General features: G+C 58.8%; 12 protein-coding genes. 8 read left to right on the plus strand and 4 right to left on the minus strand.

Annotated features, from left to right (window positions below; translation table 11 throughout):
- Positions 1-2: 2 nt before the first annotated feature.
- Positions 3-686 carry a response regulator gene (locus ACEN8R_RS10995; protein WP_018928958.1) on the plus strand — a complete coding sequence of 228 codons (684 nt, stop codon included), beginning with the start codon at positions 3-5 and terminating at the stop codon, positions 684-686.
- Positions 687-760: 74 nt separating this feature from the next.
- Here the strand turns inward: ACEN8R_RS10995 and ACEN8R_RS11000 are convergent, their stop codons facing one another.
- The 4 genes from ACEN8R_RS11000 to ACEN8R_RS11015 form a co-directional block, all read right to left on the minus strand.
- Positions 761-2,887: a TonB-dependent siderophore receptor gene (locus tag ACEN8R_RS11000; RefSeq protein WP_018928957.1), complete on the minus strand. Its 2,127-nt coding sequence runs from the start codon at positions 2,885-2,887 to the stop codon at positions 761-763.
- 91 nt (positions 2,888-2,978) lie between these two features.
- Entirely contained in the window at positions 2,979-3,428 is a 450-nt protein-coding gene (locus ACEN8R_RS11005) for a hypothetical protein (protein ID WP_018928956.1), read from the minus strand.
- A gap of 107 nt (positions 3,429-3,535) precedes the next feature.
- Positions 3,536-4,798, minus strand: coding sequence for a HAMP domain-containing sensor histidine kinase (locus ACEN8R_RS11010; RefSeq protein WP_018928955.1), 1,263 nt, complete (start codon positions 4,796-4,798; stop codon positions 3,536-3,538).
- Positions 4,795-5,478 (minus strand): response regulator transcription factor, encoded by a 684-nt coding sequence (locus ACEN8R_RS11015; protein ID WP_018928954.1) that lies wholly within the window; start codon positions 5,476-5,478, stop codon positions 4,795-4,797. The genes ACEN8R_RS11010 and ACEN8R_RS11015 overlap by 4 nt, the downstream gene beginning before the upstream one ends.
- 223 nt (positions 5,479-5,701) lie before the next feature.
- On the opposite strand from ACEN8R_RS11015, the gene bamA reads away from it, so the two are divergent.
- From bamA to ACEN8R_RS11050, 7 genes are all read left to right on the plus strand, one after another.
- The gene (gene bamA / locus ACEN8R_RS11020; protein WP_018928953.1) at positions 5,702-8,068 is read left to right on the plus strand and encodes an outer membrane protein assembly factor BamA; all 2,367 of its coding nucleotides are present in this window, start codon (positions 5,702-5,704) and stop codon (positions 8,066-8,068) included.
- Between the two features lie 220 nt (positions 8,069-8,288).
- Positions 8,289-9,281, plus strand: a complete 993-nt coding sequence (locus ACEN8R_RS11025) for a SphA family protein (protein WP_018928952.1) — start codon at positions 8,289-8,291, stop codon at positions 9,279-9,281.
- A gap of 54 nt (positions 9,282-9,335) precedes the next feature.
- A complete protein-coding gene (locus ACEN8R_RS11030; RefSeq protein ID WP_495624866.1) occupies positions 9,336-10,517 on the plus strand; it encodes an MFS transporter in 1,182 nt (393 codons plus the stop codon).
- 62 nt (positions 10,518-10,579) lie between these two features.
- Entirely contained in the window at positions 10,580-12,031 is a 1,452-nt protein-coding gene (locus ACEN8R_RS11035) for a carotenoid oxygenase family protein (RefSeq protein ID WP_026286631.1), read from the plus strand.
- Between the two features lie 316 nt (positions 12,032-12,347).
- Entirely contained in the window at positions 12,348-13,199 is an 852-nt protein-coding gene (locus tag ACEN8R_RS11040) for a fumarylacetoacetate hydrolase family protein (protein WP_018928949.1), read from the plus strand.
- Between the two features lie 3 nt (positions 13,200-13,202).
- Entirely contained in the window at positions 13,203-14,024 is an 822-nt protein-coding gene (locus ACEN8R_RS11045; protein WP_018928948.1) for an IclR family transcriptional regulator, read from the plus strand.
- Between the two features lie 24 nt (positions 14,025-14,048).
- Complete coding sequence (locus ACEN8R_RS11050) at positions 14,049-15,695, plus strand: bifunctional 3-(3-hydroxy-phenyl)propionate/3-hydroxycinnamic acid hydroxylase (RefSeq protein WP_018928947.1); 1,647 nt, start codon at positions 14,049-14,051, stop codon at positions 15,693-15,695.
- Position 15,696: the final 1 nt, after the last annotated feature.

Consider the following 15,696-nt stretch of genomic DNA (forward strand, 5'->3'; position numbering starts at 1 on the left):
CCATGGTCAACGACAACCCGATCCTGATCGTCGAAGACGAGCCCAAGCTGGCCGCGTTGATGCGTGACTACCTGATCGCCGCTGGGTATGCGACCCAATGCCTGGACAACGGGCTGGAGGTGGTACCGGCGGTCCGTGCCCGCGAGCCACGGCTGATCCTGCTCGACCTGATGCTGCCTGGACGCGATGGCCTGCAAGTGTGCAAGGAACTGCGCAGCTTCAGTGCCGTACCGATCATCATGATCACCGCCCGCGTCGAGGAAGTGGATCGCCTGCTCGGACTGGACCTGGGCGCCGACGACTACATCTGCAAACCCTTCAGCCCGCGTGAAGTGGTGGCCAGGGTCAAAGCCATCCTGCGACGCAGCCCGCAGCTTTTGACGTCCGCACCACCGCGTCTACAGATTGATGAAGAACAGTACCTGGCCTCCCTCGACGGCATAACGCTGGACCTGACACCACTGGAATTGCGCCTGCTAAGCACCCTCGCCCGCTCGCCGGGACGGGTGTTTTCCCGGGATCAGTTGCTCGACCGGATCTACTCCGATCACCGGGTGGTCACCGACCGCACGGTCGACAGTCATATCCGCAATCTGCGGCGCAAGCTCGAACAAGCCTGCCCGGGGGAGCATCCGATTGAATCGTTGTACGGGGTGGGTTATCGGTTTCAGCTCGCCGACGCCTGAAGCGTCGTCGAGTTGAAGGAAGACTACCGCCCCGTTCCACGGGCAGAACGGGGCGGCACATCAAGACAGTGCGATCAGAACGTCACGCTGGCGCTGAGGCGTGCCGTGCGCGGCTCGCCGACATTGACCGCCAGTTGGCTGCCGGTGGAGGACGGGTAGTACTGTTTGTCGAACAGGTTGTCGACGTTGAACTGCAGCGAAGTCTTGTACCCGAACATCGGCGCCTCCCAGCGCACGAAGGCATCGGCGACGGTGTAGCTGCTCAGCCAAAAATCGTTGGCATTGTTGGCCGCACGCTCGCCGACATAACGCGCACCACCGCCCGCATGCCAGGCCCCGAACTCCGTAGGCACATTCAGGTGATGGGTAAGGTACAGGCTTGCGGTGTGCTTCGGCGCATCGGCGAGGCGGTGACCTTCGTCATCCGGATCGTCGAGGATTTCCGTGTGGGTGTAAGCGTAGGTGCCGATCAGGTCCCAGCGCTCGGCCACACGCCCGGTGATGTCCAGTTCCAGACCCTGTGAACCGACCTTGCCCGCGGCTTCCGAAAGGCTCGTACCATTGACGGTCTGGGTGGTCACGACGTTTTTCTTCTCGATGTCGAACAGCGCCAGGTTGATGTTCAGCCCCGGCAGCGGATCGTACTTGGCGCCGACCTCATAACTGCGGCCCTCCTCCGGATCGAAGGTATGGCCGGCATCGTCGACTTGGGTATTGGGCTTGAACGAACGGCTGTAGTTACCGTACAGCGACAAGCTGTCGGTGGCTTTGTAAACCAGCCCCAGGAACGGCACGAAGGCATCGCCGTTATCGTCGCGGTTGACCTTGTAGCTGCTGCCGCGGCCCTGATCGCTGTACTGATCGAAATGCTGCTGGCGACCGCCGAGAACCAGGATCCAGCGGTCATCAAGGTGCCAGTTATCCTTGAAGTACACGGAGCTGGAGTTCAACTGGTTGCTCAGGTCACTTTGGCTGGCACTGACAAGGCTCGGCTCGGCCAGACGACCATAAACCGGCGAGGTGATGTCGAAGCCTGACTGCGCGGTATTACGGTAGGTTTTGCCACGGAATTGGTCGGACGCTTCGGTGTCCGCGCCGATCAGCAAGTCATGGCGCTGGCCGAACAGTTCCTGCTGGCCGATGAAATCCCAACTGGCGTAGCGGGTCTCGTCATCGTAGTGAGCACCGTTGGCAGCCCGTCGCAGATTGTTGCCGGTCAACGAACTCGGCTGGGCAATCGAGAGGCTGTAGCGGTCGTTGTTCCAGCCGTAGGTAACGCGGGTTTTCCAGTCGTCACTCAGCTGATACTCGAAACGCGCGGTAGCCAATTCACGGATACCGACGCTTTTGGCCCATTTTTCGTCGAGGCGCTTGTCGTAGTCGATGTCCGCCGGATGACCATTGGTGAACACCGTGCCACGGTCGAAGGGTTTGGAGTAATCGTTGTATTCGTAGCTGAGGGTCAGGCTGGCACGCTCGCCCGTCCAGGTCAGCGAGGGTGCAACCAGGGTGCTTTCATTCACGCCGTAGTTGCGCCAGTAATCCTCGTGGCCGCGCTCGGCAATCAGGCGATAGGCCAGGCCGGTATCGCCCAGCGGCCCGGTGGTGTCCACGGCCATGGTGCCGCCGCCTTCGCTGTAGGCCGAGCCACTCAGGGTCGTGCTCTGGGTGTATTCAGGCTTCTTGCTGATCACGTTGATCAACCCGCCGGGTTCCAGCGCGCCGTACAGCATCGACGCAGGCCCTTTGAGCACTTCGATGCGATCCGTCGTGGCGCTGAAGTTTTTCCCCAGGTTGGAACGCACGCCATCGCGCAGGATCGAGCCGTCATCGTTGGTGCCGAAACCGCGCTTGACCAACGAGTCCCGGGAACCGCCCAGGGTGTTGCCCTGGCTGACGCCGCTGACGAACTTCATCGCGTCGTCCAGCGAGCGCACCTGATAGTCGGCCAGGGTTTGCCGGGTTACGACATTGACCGATTGCGCCTCCTCCTTGATCGGCACATCGCTTTTGCTTGCGGTGCTGGCTTGAGAGGTGGTGTAGCTGGTGTCTTGACTGACGCGGCTCGCCTGAATATCCGTGGTCGGCAGTTCAATCAGTTCCTGTGCCCACAAAGGACCGGCGAACATCACGCAGGACAGTGTCGGCAGCGCGTGTTTGATGAAAACCTTGCGGCGGGCAAAGAGGTGGGGATGGCTCAAGACGTTGCACTCAATGAGTTAGTAGTAATGATTCTCATTGTATGGTGCGATGTATTTCCAGTAAACACCTTCGCGGTTATTAACTAACGAGTTATTGCTCTGCCACATAGATGATGGTTTGCGCGCTGTCTGCTGTCGCGGGCGGACGGGTGAAATAAGTGTCGCCGTCATCCGTGAGGATCTCGTATTGCACCTTGCCGGCGATACGGCTCGATACAGCGGCATGCTTGATGATCTTCAGCACCCGCTGAAATTTCACGCTTTGGGTGCCGTTCTGGGCAGGCCCGGTGAGCACATTGACCGTTTGAAACCAGCCATCATTTTTTTTGTTCGATACCAGGGTGCTGGTCAACGCCTCAAAACGCTCCAGTCGGGTAAAGCCCCAGAGCGTCTGCTCCTCGACCTTTTTGCCCTGCGCGGTAGAACCCGTAAACACAAACAGATTGATGGCCGGATTGTCTTCACAAAAGAAGTCATAGGGCACCAGCCCGTCGACCATTTTCTTGCCGGAAACGAAGCCCTTTTTATGAACCAGAAACATGCCCACCTCCACGCTGAAACATCAGCAAACGCTGCGTAAGTTTGAGCGGGAAGTCTACTGAGGCGAGGCGTACAGAGCCGTCAAGCCAATGTAATATCGTGTAAAGATCACGCCTGACGGGGCAAGCTGATTTCCACGGTCAGCCCAGCGGACGGCTCGTTGCGCGCCACAATCGTGCCGCCGTGCATTTCCACGGCCCTTGAGGCGATCGCCAGGCCCAGGCCGAAACCGGCACTGGCCTCGCTCAAGCCACGCTCGAACGGGTGGAAAATGCTCAGCAGCCGCTCGTTTTCAACACCCGCCCCCTGATCGGTAATCCGCACCGTCAGGCAGTCTGCTTCGAGATTGACCTCAGCCGACACAACAACCGCCGTCATCGGTCTGGTATGGCGCACCGCGTTGCGAATGACGTTCTCGAAACACCGATACAGCAACTCGCCGCTGACCCGACTGACAAAGGCCGGGCACGCCTGCAGACTGACCCGGCAACCTTTCATTCCCGCCTCGAATTGAGCGTCCTCGACGATCACCGCCAGCAACTCGATGATGTCGAGTGGCTCGCGGTCGATACTCTCGGGCCGGCCCTGCATGCGCGCCAGGGTCAACAACGCCTCGATCAACGTATCCATTCGCACCGATTCGCGCTGGATGCGCTCCACCATTTCCTGGCGGGCCGGTTCTTGCTGCAACAGCCCGATGGCAGCTTGCATGCGCGTCAACGGTGAGCGAAGTTCGTGAGAGATGTCATGCAACAGGTGTTGCTGGGCCTCCACCAGCAGTTTCAGCTGGTTGGCCATTCGGTCACAGTCCCCGGCCAGATCGACGATTTCATCGCGGCGCCCGCCCATCATCGGTTTGACCCGGGTTTCGAAGCGCCCCTTGGCCACATCGCTCATCGCCCGCCTGAGATAGGCCAACGGCCACGCCAGGTAATACGCCATATACCCGCTGAACAGCGCACTCATCACCGTGCCGATGATCAGCGGGATCGAACGCCCCGGCCCTTGCTCACCTTCTTTGCCAAGGGGCTGTGAGGATCTGAGCGAGAGGGCCAGACCGTCCTTGCTGATGACCGTTCGCTCAAACGCTGGCCGCGGAACCGGCGACCCAGCCAGCAGTTGACCGGCACTGTCATAGACACCAATGGTTTCGTCACCGGGGTGCCGCCACACTGTCAGCAATTGCCTTCCCGACTCGACGCCGAATTGTCGCAGCAGCTGTTCCTCGCTGGCCAGGATGGCCTCCAAATGAGGATCGCCAGGCCCGTGATTACCCAGTACCAGAATGCCCACCCCGACCAGAAACGTCAGGCTGGTGGCGAGCCAAAACGCCAGGAACAGTTTCCAGAACAGCCGACTGGGTTTCATCATTCGGCGATCAACAGATAACCGAGGCCACGCACGCTCTGAATCCAGGCCTTGGCGTCAGGGCGCGGACCGAGCTTCTGGCGAATGCTGCTGATGTGCACGTCGATGCGCCGGTCGTAGCGGGTCAAGGGACAGCCCAAGGCATTGAGCGACAGGTCCTGTTTGCTCACCACCTGCCCGGCACAGCGGGCCAGTTCTTCGAGCAGGCTGAACTCGGTACTGGTCACCCCCAGCTCGCGCCCCTGCCACTGGGCCTGGCGCTTGCCGGGCCACAAGACCAGCGGGCCGGTCCTGATCACTTCGGTGGTGGGCTGATCCGCCGGCTGCACCCGACGCATGATTGCCCGCAAACGCGCCACCAGTTCCCCCGGTGAACTGGGTTTAGGCACATAGTCATCGGCCCCCAGTTCCAGGCCGGTGATCTTGTCGATGTTATCGCCACGGGCCGTGAGCAACACCACCGGTACCTGGCTCACGGCGCGAATGCGCCTGAGCACCTCGATACCCGACAGGCGTGGCAGCATCACGTCCAGCACCACAATGCTGTAGCGCCCGGACAGTGCTTGAATCTCACCCTCCTCGCCCGTGTGCACGGCGGTCGCCTCGAAGCCTTCACGCTCCAGGTATTGGCTGAGCATTCCAGTCAGTTCCTGGTCATCGTCGACTAGCAATACAGAGATCATGGCGGGCTCTTGAGTGGGGGCCGCGCATTATCGCCCTTGCGCTGCACAGCGTCATCGCCCCGGGCAAACCTTTACCTAACTTGACACTTGGTTAACCGCACCAAACGCACCGAGCTTTTATGCTTCACCTCCACCAGCCTGCTCGCTTCGCGGTAACTCGTCTTGCTGTGAGATATCCGCGCCCGCCTACGCTGCTTGTCGATGTGTTCTGGATAAGATCTTGATGAATTTTTCGCGCCTGCTCTGCTCGGCTGCACTATTGCTCAACGCCACATTTGCGCACGCCCAAGGCTTCAAAATTTCCGATATTCGCATTAATGGCCTGCAACGGGTTTCCGCCGGCAGCGTATTCGGTGCATTGCCGTTGAACGTCGGTGATGAAGCGGATGATCGTCGTTTGGTGGAGTCCACCCGTGCGTTGTTCAAGACCGGTTTCTTTCAGGATATCCAGCTGGGGCACGACGGTGACGTGCTGATCATCACGGTGGTCGAGCGCCCCTCGGTCGCCAGTATCGAGATCGAAGGCAACAAGGCGATCTCCACTGAAGACCTGATGAAGGGCCTCAAGCAATCCGGTCTGGCCGAAGGCGAGATCTTCCAGCGCGCGACCCTCGAAGGTGTGCGTAACGAGCTGCAGCGCCAATACGTCGCTCAGGGCCGCTACTCGGCGTCGGTCGATGCCGAAGTGATCCCACAACCGCGTAACCGCGTGGGCCTGAAAATCAAGATCGACGAAGGCTCTGTCGCGGCGATCCAGCACATCAACGTGGTGGGCAACACGGTCTTTGCTGATGAAGACCTGATCAACCTGTTCGAGCTCAAGACCAGCAACTGGCTGTCGTTCTTCAAGAACGACGACAAGTACGCCCGCGAAAAACTCTCCGGTGATCTGGAGCGCCTGCGCTCCTATTACCTGGATCGCGGCTATATCAACATGGACATCACCTCGACCCAGGTGTCGATCACCCCGGACAAGAAACACGTCTATATCACCGTCAACATCAACGAAGGCGCGAAGTACACCGTTCGTGACGTCAAGCTCAGCGGTGACCTGAAAGTGCCTGAAGACCAGATCCGCTCCCTGTTGCTGGTTCAGCAAGGCCAGGTGTTTTCCCGCAAGCTGATGACCACCAGCTCGGACTTGATCACCCGTCGCCTGGGCAACGAGGGTTACACCTTTACCAACGTCAATGCGGTCCCCAACCCGAATAATGACGACCATACCGTCGATATCACCTTCGTGGTCGACCCGGGCAAGCGGGCCTACATCAACCGCATCAACTTCCGTGGCAACACCAAGACCGACGACAAAGTGCTGCGCCGCGAAATGCGTCAGATGGAAGGTGGCTGGGCATCGACCTACCTGATCGACCAATCCAAGACCCGCCTGGAACGACTGGGCTTCTTCAAGGAAGTCAACGTCGAGACGCCGGCTGTAGCGGGCGTCGACGACCAGGTTGACGTGAACTACAGCGTCGAAGAGCAGGCCTCCGGTTCGATTAGCGCCAGCGTCGGTTTCTCTCAGAGTTCCGGCCTGATCCTCGGAGGTTCGATCACTCAGAACAACTTCCTGGGCACGGGCAACTACGCCAGCCTGGGCCTGACCCGCTCGGACTACCAAAGCAAGTACAACTTCGGTTTTACCAACCCCTACTTCACGCCGGACGGGGTGAGCCTGGGCTACAACCTGTTCTACAACGCCACCGACTACAGCGATTATTACAGTGACGGCGTTTCGTACTACTCCATCAACAGTTATGGCGCCGGCACTTCACTTGGCTACCCGATCAATGAAACCTCACGGCTGAGTTTCGGCCTGACCGTGCAACACGACAACATCGAGCCAGGCACCTACAGTGCTGATGAGATCTACGATTTCATTGCACGCGAGGGCAAGGAGTTCAACAACTTCAAGGCCAACCTCGGCTGGTCGGAATCGACCTTGAACAAGGGCGTGCTGGCCACCCGCGGGCATTCGCAGAACCTCAACCTGACGGTGACAGTGCCCGGCAGTGATCTGAGTTTCTACAAGATCGATTACACCGGGCAGACCTTCCTGCCACTGAGCAACGCCACTTCGCTGCGTTTCCACACCAAGCTCGGTTATGGCAACAGCTACGGCTCGACCGACGGCCTGCCCTTCTATGAAAACTACACGGCCGGTGGCGAAGGTTCGGTGCGCGGCTTTGAAAGCGGCACCCTCGGCCCGCGCAACACCCCGGCCACAGGCACCTATGCCAGTGCCGGCCAGGCGTATTATTCGGATCGGGACACCGACGCATTGGGCGGCAATATCCTCATTACCGGCGGGGTCGAATACCTGTTCCCGATGCCCTTCATCAAAGACAACAAATCCCTGCGCACTTCGGTTTTCTGGGACGTCGGCAGCGTCTACTCCAACAAGTGCTACCTGAGCACCACCCAGGGTTGCGACGGTGTCGACCTCGGTCAACTGGCCAGTTCCGTGGGGGTCGGCGTCACGTGGTACAGCCCGATGGGACCGTTGAGTTTCAACCTAGCCTTCCCGGTCAAAAAGCCTGAGAACGCTGATACGCAAGTGTTCCAGTTCTCCATGGGGCAGACTTTTTGAACCGGTGAGTCCGCAAGCATTCCACTTCGTTGGTGCACTGACACGATGTGCAGAATGTGGGACAAGCCCACCCCCACAGGTTTCGCGCTGCCCCCCCTGCATCATGGCGCTCTCAGTCAACTCTGGCCGTTGTGCTCAAGCATCACGAACGTTCGGGAATTAAAGTCGAAGTGCCAGGGGAGCTACCCCGGCTCACAATTCCAAGAATAGAGCCACTTCGATGAGCCTGAAAAAATCCCTGCCAGTATGCCTGGCACTCAGCTTCGCATCGCTTGCCGTACCAGCAGTAGAGGGCCCTCCACCACCGTCGGTGAGTGAACCCAGCGGCATCAATCTGGGCGGCACCAGTTTCTACGACGGTTTCGCGGGGCCGCCCGGTCTGTCCCACCTGACCTATCTGAAATTCAGCACCGCACGCAGCATCAGGGACAATGCAGGCAAGGATAATGGCGCCTTCGACAATCCGAAGATCAACGTCATCTCGCTGATCAACCAACTGAGCTATTACTCACCCGACACCATCGGCGGTGGTGCACACCTGGGCTGGAGCTTATTGGTGCCCATCATCTCCCTGGACGGTGACTTTGGCGACAACGGTGCCAAGCTCCAGGATAACGGCACAGGGCTTGGTGATGTCACGGTAGGGCCGCAGATCCAGTTCGACCCGATCGTCGACGCCCACGGCAGGCCCGTGTTTGTACAGCGTCTGGCTTTCGACACCATCCTTCCAACCGGCAAATACGATAAACATAAAGACCTGAACCCAGGCTCCAACTACTTCTCTCTGAACCCTTACTGGGCCGCGACCTGGATGCCGGCGCCTCGTTGGGAAGTGAGCTGGAGGCTGCACTACCTGTACAACTTCAAGAACAACGATCCGGCGAGCAGTTCGACGCAACTTTTCGAGGGCCAGCCTGTGCGCGACACCCAGGCAGGACAATCGGCGTGGGCCAACTTCACGGCCTCGTATGAAGTGGTCCCCAACGTATCCGTCGGGATCAACGGGTACTACTTCAGGCAAATATCAGATGACGAGGTTAACGGAGGTCGGCTGAGCAACTCTCGGGAAAAGGTGCTGGGCATCGGCCCGGGCCTGTTCTGGAAAATCAGCGATGGCCAGGGCTTCTGGTTGAACACCTATAAAGAGACCGGCGTCGAGAACCGCGCGCAAACGGATTACGCCGTCCAGATCCGATACGCCCACACATTCTGACCGATGTGCGCCCACTCGTGCATGAGCGGGCCCTTTTACCCGAGGTGATGTTTCATGAACGCGCTCGACTCCATTGACAGTAAAAAATCATTGGCCGCTATCTGCCTGATGATGGTCATTTCCTTAGGGACGTTGCAAATCCAGCCTATTCTGGGCGGAGCCTTTATCGACCAACTCGGTTTGCCACTGAATGCCATCGGCGCCATTTTTGCGGCAGAACTGATTGCGATGGCCGTCGCCTGCGGCGTTTGCGCCATGTTGATGGCCAGCGTCGACCGGCGCCGCTTTGCCCTGATTGCCTTGCTGATGCTGGTACTCGGCAATCTGGCCAGTGCTCAACTGCATAGCCAGGGGTTGTTACTGATCTGCCGAATGATATGCGGCGCAAGCGGTGGCGCGGTCATGGCCGTTGTCTACGCCACCGCAGCCCTGCGCACATCCAAGGATTCGACGTTCGCGGTGATAAACATCGGCAACCTGCTCTGGGGGATGCTGCTCGTGAGTTCCATGCCGGTGATTCTGAAATCATTCGGCGTGGCCGGGGCGTTTTATCTCTTGGCCATCGCCAGTGCCCTGGCGATGGTTGGTAGCTGGAGAGTGCCGAGGAGCTATCCCGAGGCACATCGGGCAGCGAGCGGCTCGATCCCGCCTTTCGGGCTCACATCGATCTTACTGCTGATGCTTTTTACGCTGCTGTTTTTTGGCCATTCCGCACTGTGGGTTTATCAAGAGCGCATTGGTAAAGGCATTGGCCTGGAGCCGCAACAGATCGGTGCAATACTGGGGGGCAGCATCCTTGCCGGTGCCCTTGGAGCGGCACTGGCCGGACTTATCGGCAGACGCCTTGGGTTGCTGTTTCCGCAACTACTGAGCTTCGGCACGGCGCTGATTGCGACTCTGGTCATGGTCTATGGCAATACCCCTGTCGCATTTGCGGTCACTGCCTGCCTGATCCATGCAGTATGGTTTTTCAGTCTGCCTTACTTACTGTCCATGGCGGCCGAGCTGGACCCTTCCGGCCGACTGGCCGGGCTGGGTAACGCCGCGATTTTCGTTGGTCAGGGGCTCGGCCCGTTTGGCGCGGCACTCGTGGTAGGCGAAGGGCAATTCCGCGCCGTCGGATGGCTGGCGGCCTCGGCCTACCTGACAGCCCTGGTTATCTCGTGTCTGCTCGTTGCACGTTTTCGTCGTGACGCGAAGCCTTGCGCAACAGCACTGTCGCCTCAGTCGACCTGACCTGATATCAAACAGGAACCCCGTCAATGAACAATCGATACCCATCTTCAGAGGTTATGCCGATGACCACCCCGTTTCCCCAAACCCCTGAATTTTCCGGCGCGCTCTATGCACCCAGTCGGATAGAAGCCGAGGTGTTCGACCTGGAGATTGAAGGCACCCTTCCCGCTTCGATCCGTGGCGCTTTTTATCAGGTTGCGCCAGACCCGCAATACCCGCCGATGCTGGGCTCGGATATTTTCTTCAATGGCGACGGAATGGTCAGCGCGTTCTACTTTGCCGATGGCAAGGTGTCGATGCGACGTCGCTACGTAATAACCGACCGGTTGATGGCTCAGCGCCGCGAAGGTCGCTCGCTCAATGGAATCTATCGAAACGTCTACACCAATGATCCACTGGCGGCGAAGAACAACACCACCGCCAATACCAGCGTTGTCGCTCATAACGGTGTGCTGCTTGCACTCAAAGAAGATGCCATGCCCTGGGCAATGGATCTTGAAACACTGGAAACCCTCGGCGAGTGGCATTTTGACGGGCAGATCGAATCAGCGACGTTCACCGCCCACCCCAAGCTCGACCCGGTATCAGGAAACCTCTTGGCCTTCAGCTACGAAGCCAAAGGCGACGGCACACCTGACCTGGCCTATTTCGAACTGTCGCCCGACGGAAAGCTGTTGCACCAAATCTGGTTCCAGGCGCCGTACGCGGCCATGGTTCATGATTTCGCGGTGACTGAACACTACGTGGTGTTCCCGCTGATTCCGTTGACGACCGACCTCGAGCGTATGAAGAAAGGTGGCCAGCATTTCCAATGGCAACCCGATCTGCCTCAGCTCTTCGCCGTCGTACCACGCAATGGGCGCGCGGAGGACGTTCGATGGTTCAAGGGCCCCAAGGACGGTTTCCAGGGCCATACGCTCAACGCGTTCGATGAGGGCGACAAGGTTTACGTAGACATGCCGGTCACCGGCGGGAATATCTTTTACTTCTTTCCCCAGGCCGACGGTCATGTCCCGCCACCCGAAACACTGGCGGCCAGCCTGATGCGCTGGACCTTCGACCTGACCAGCACGCAGGAGGACATTCAACCGCAGCCATTGACGGATTACCCCTGCGAATTCCCAAGGTGCGATGACCGCTACATCGGTCGAAAATATGAGCACGGCTTTGTGCTCGCGTTCGATCCAGAGCGCCCGTACAACCCCGCGAATGGGCCGATTCCGTTTCAATTCTTCAATCTGCTGGCCCATGTGAACCTGAAAACAGGCACCACCGATGCCTGGTTTCCCGGTGACAGCGGATGCTTCCAGGAGCCCATTTTCATTCCGCGCTCCCCTGATGCGCAGGAGGCGGATGGCTACGTCGTTTCCGTTCTCAATCACATCGCGGACGGTCGCAGCGAGCTTGTAGTTCTGGATTCTCGTGACATGGAGAATGGCCCCATTGCACGAATCAAAGTGCCGTTCCGGATGCGCATGTCGCTACATGGTTGCTGGGTGCCGAGCAAACAATGAACCCATCGGCGACCCACTGAAATGACAGGAAGCCTGTGATTCACCAGGCCGGGATACGGCTCCTGCCCTGACCTTCCAAACACATCACTGTCTCGTATTGCCTGTTCCGGAGGGTCGGCAAAATGCTGCCAAAAATACACAAAAAAACATAATTCCTGCATTTTGGGATTTTTAATAAATCTCGCTTTACAGGATTAATCTCCACAACTAGATTGAACCTCAACCGCCGCGGCTTACCTGCCGCCATAGCTACATGAGCAGTGCCGAGCTTCTTTGCTCCCTGCGCATGCGCTGATCCTCTATCAAGGAGCACTCAATGAAACTCGCGAGCTTTATTGTTCAAGGCCGTAGCACCTACGGCGTCGTCGATGGCGAGCATGTCATCGATCTGGAGTCGGTCAAGCAAACCTTCGGCACCGATCTCAAGCAGGCTATCGCCAACAATCGCCTGGCCGAACTGAGCCACGAGGTCCTCGCGAGCCTGCCTCGTATCCCATTGGCTGAAGTAACTTTTCTCCCCGTCATCCCGAACCCGGGCAAAGTGCTGTGCATTGGCATCAACTACGCCACACACGTACGTGAAACCGGTCGTGAGATGCCGACCTACCCGATGATTTTCACTCGTTTCGCTGACAGCCAGACTGCCCACCTGCAACCCATCGTTCGCCCGAAGGCCTCGCACAAGCTTGATTTTGAAGGCGAGCTGGCGGTGGTGATCGGCAAACCGGCGCGTCACGTCAAGCAAGCCGACGCGCTGGACTATGTCGCCGGTTACACCTGCTACAACGACGGCAGTGTCCGCGACTGGCAGAAACACACCATTCAATTCGTTCCGGGCAAGAACTTCCCGAACACCGGCGGCTTTGGACCTTGGCTGGTCACCCGCGACGAGATCGGCGATCCGCAGGACCTGGAACTGACTACCCGCCTCAATGGCGAAGTCATGCAGCACACCAGCACCAGCGACATGATTTTCGATGTCCGCGCACTGATCGAATATTGCTCCACCTTCACCGAACTGGCCCCCGGCGATGTGATTGTCAGCGGCACCACCGGCGGCGTCGGCGCGTTCCGTGAACCGCCGGTATGGATGAAACCGGGCGATGAAGTCGAGATCGAAATTTCGCGAATCGGCATCCTGCGCAACAGCATCGTCGACGAGCAGTAAGCCATGGCCACACTACGCGAATCAGAACAATTGCCGGCGCAGGATATCGACAGTAAAGGTTCTAGCCTGGAGCGCATGCTGCGGGTACTCGATCTGTTTACCGAAGAGAGTCCGATCTGGGCTGTCGATGACATGGGCGGTGCATTGGGGTTTACCCGTTCAACCATCTACCGCTATGTGCGCGAACTGGCCGAGGCCAACTTGTTGTTCCAGGTCGGGGCCGGACGTTACGCCCTGGGCGCGAGAATCATTACCTGGGACCGTCAGTTGCGACTGAGCGACCCTTTGGTGCGCGCCGCACAATCATTGGAACCAAGCCTCCCACGCTGGAGCGAGCAGCAGATCTGGCTGATCTGCCGCCTGTTCAAGGACCAGGTGGTCTGCATTCATCAATACGGCGATTTGTTCAGCGAGGTCAGCTACTCACGCGGCTCACCGAGGCCGTTGTTCCTGGGCGCGACCTCCAAGGCCATCCTCGCCAACATGACCTCGCGTCAACACAGCCAACTCTTCCTGGAAAACCCCGATGAGGTGCGCGCCAGCAACCTTGGTCAGACCTGGGAACAGTTCCGCCGCTCGCTGCAGCGTCTTCGTCATCAGGGCTATGTGGCCAGCGCCGGCGAAGTCGACGCTGGCGTCTATGGCCTCGCCGCTCCGATCTTCGATGGCGATGGCAAAGTCGTCGGCAGCATCAGCTGCGTGCGCCCGATTCAGGAACGTGACAGCACTCAGGAAGAACAGCAAGGACAGCAGGTCCTCGCCCTGGCGCAAAACCTGTCGCAACTCATGGCTGCACTCGCCAACCGCCCCAAGCCATTGGACTGAGCCATCCGGAAGGGAACAACAACAATGACACCCCTCAAAAAAATCAGTACACACGTCTTGATCATCGGCGCCGGGCCCACCGGGCTGACCCTGGCCAACTTGCTTGGCCAAGCCGATGTGGACACCTTGATCATTGATCGCAAGCCGGACACCGTGACCGAGCCGCGGGCCGTTTCGATCGATGACGAATCCTTGCGCACCATGCAGGCCGTCGGACTGGATGAAGCCGTGTTGCGAGATGTAGTGCCGGGCTATGGCGTGCACTACTTCACTCGGCCCGGTGGCCGCTGCTTCGGCAAAGTCGAGCCCACCGGCAAGTTGTATGGGTTCCCCAAGCGCAATGCATTTCGCCAGCCACTGTTTGAACACACCCTGAAAATGGGCCTCGAGCGCTTTGCCAACCTGAAGGCACGGTTCAGCCATGAGCTGCTGGAATTCAGTCAGGATAAGCATGGCGTGCGCGCACTGATCCGTGACGCAGACGGCGAAACTGTCGAAGTCCATGCGGCCTATCTGGTCGCCTGCGACGGTGGTCGTAGCCCGGTGCGCAAGCAACTCGGAATCGAGATGGTTGGCTCGAGCTTCTCCTCGCGCTGGCTGGTGGTCGACACTGATCAGGATGACGATCCGTTCTGGCAAACACGTGTGTACTGCGATGCACGCCGTCCCGTCGTTGAAGTACCCGGCCCCCACCGCACACGCCGCTTCGAGTTTCTGCTCAAGCCGGACGAAACCGATGAGCAGGTACTCGGCGATGCTCGCCTGCAAGCGTTACTTTATCCCTTCAAGGGCAACACCCCGGCGTCCATCGTGCGCAAGACCGTTTATACCTTCCACGCCCGGGTTGCCGAACGGTGGCAAGTGAACCGCGTGTTTCTCGCCGGCGATGCCGCGCATCTGACTCCGCCTTATGCCGGACAGGGCATGAACAGCGGTGTTCGCGATGCCCATAACCTGGCCTGGAAACTGATCGGCGTGCTGAAGGGCAAAATGGCTGAAACGGCTCTACTGTCTTACGAAAGCGAGCGTCGCGATCACGCCTGGGCATTGATCAGACTGGCCTTGAACCTCGGCGTGGTCATGGCGCCGGCAACTGTCTTGCGCGCTCATTTGATCAGCGGTGCATTTGCTTTGATCGGCCTGCTGCCGCCGTTGCGGGACTATTTCCTGCAAATGCGCTTCAAGCCTAAACCCCGATTCACCAAAGGGCTGGTGCTGACCGAAGGTAAAGCCGGGAAACTGTCCTGCGGACACATGTTCCCTCAACCGATGCTCACCGATGCTCAAGGCCAGGAAATTCTGCTCGATGACTCGATCGGTGCCGGCTTCGCCTTGATTCAGTACGGCGATTACAGCCGCCAACGCATCGACGAACTCCAGCATGGCTTGTGGTTCCACCTCGAAGCCAAGCGCATTCTGATCCTTCCCGAGCCTGTCAAAAACATGCCTTCGATGCCTGGCTGCATGGTGCTTCATGACCGCCAGGGTTTGCTCAAAGAAATACTGGGCGATTCAAACACGTTCTTGCTGCTGCGCCCGGATCGCTATATCGCCGCCATTTTCGATAAGGCCGGCGAAACAAAGGCTGCCGAATCTTTGCAGTTGCTGTTCGGCATCGCACAGGCGCGAAACCAAAAAGCCGAATCAAGCATCGCGCCAGTCTTTCCCTGAA

This window comes from Pseudomonas sp. Pseusp15 (assembly GCF_059492165.1).

Bases quoted from the DNA above. Each gene is read 5' to 3' on its own strand.
- ACEN8R_RS11040 (WP_018928949.1), top strand. From the start codon at position 12,348: ATGAAACTCGCGAGCTTTATTGTTCAAGGCCGTAGCACCTACGGCGTC.
- ACEN8R_RS11035 (WP_026286631.1), top strand. From the start codon at position 10,580: ATGACCACCCCGTTTCCCCAAACCCCTGAATTTTCCGGCGCGCTCTAT.
- ACEN8R_RS11050 (WP_018928947.1), top strand. From the start codon at position 14,049: ATGACACCCCTCAAAAAAATCAGTACACACGTCTTGATCATCGGCGCC.
- ACEN8R_RS11025 (WP_018928952.1), top strand. From the start codon at position 8,289: ATGAGCCTGAAAAAATCCCTGCCAGTATGCCTGGCACTCAGCTTCGCA.
- ACEN8R_RS11010 (WP_018928955.1), bottom strand. From the start codon at position 4,798: ATGATGAAACCCAGTCGGCTGTTCTGGAAACTGTTCCTGGCGTTTTGG.
- ACEN8R_RS11015 (WP_018928954.1), bottom strand. From the start codon at position 5,478: ATGATCTCTGTATTGCTAGTCGACGATGACCAGGAACTGACTGGAATG.
- ACEN8R_RS11005 (WP_018928956.1), bottom strand. From the start codon at position 3,428: ATGTTTCTGGTTCATAAAAAGGGCTTCGTTTCCGGCAAGAAAATGGTC.
- ACEN8R_RS11030 (WP_495624866.1), top strand. From the start codon at position 9,336: ATGAACGCGCTCGACTCCATTGACAGTAAAAAATCATTGGCCGCTATC.
- ACEN8R_RS11045 (WP_018928948.1), top strand. From the start codon at position 13,203: ATGGCCACACTACGCGAATCAGAACAATTGCCGGCGCAGGATATCGAC.
- ACEN8R_RS10995 (WP_018928958.1), top strand. From the start codon at position 3: ATGGTCAACGACAACCCGATCCTGATCGTCGAAGACGAGCCCAAGCTG.
- bamA (WP_018928953.1), top strand. From the start codon at position 5,702: ATGAATTTTTCGCGCCTGCTCTGCTCGGCTGCACTATTGCTCAACGCC.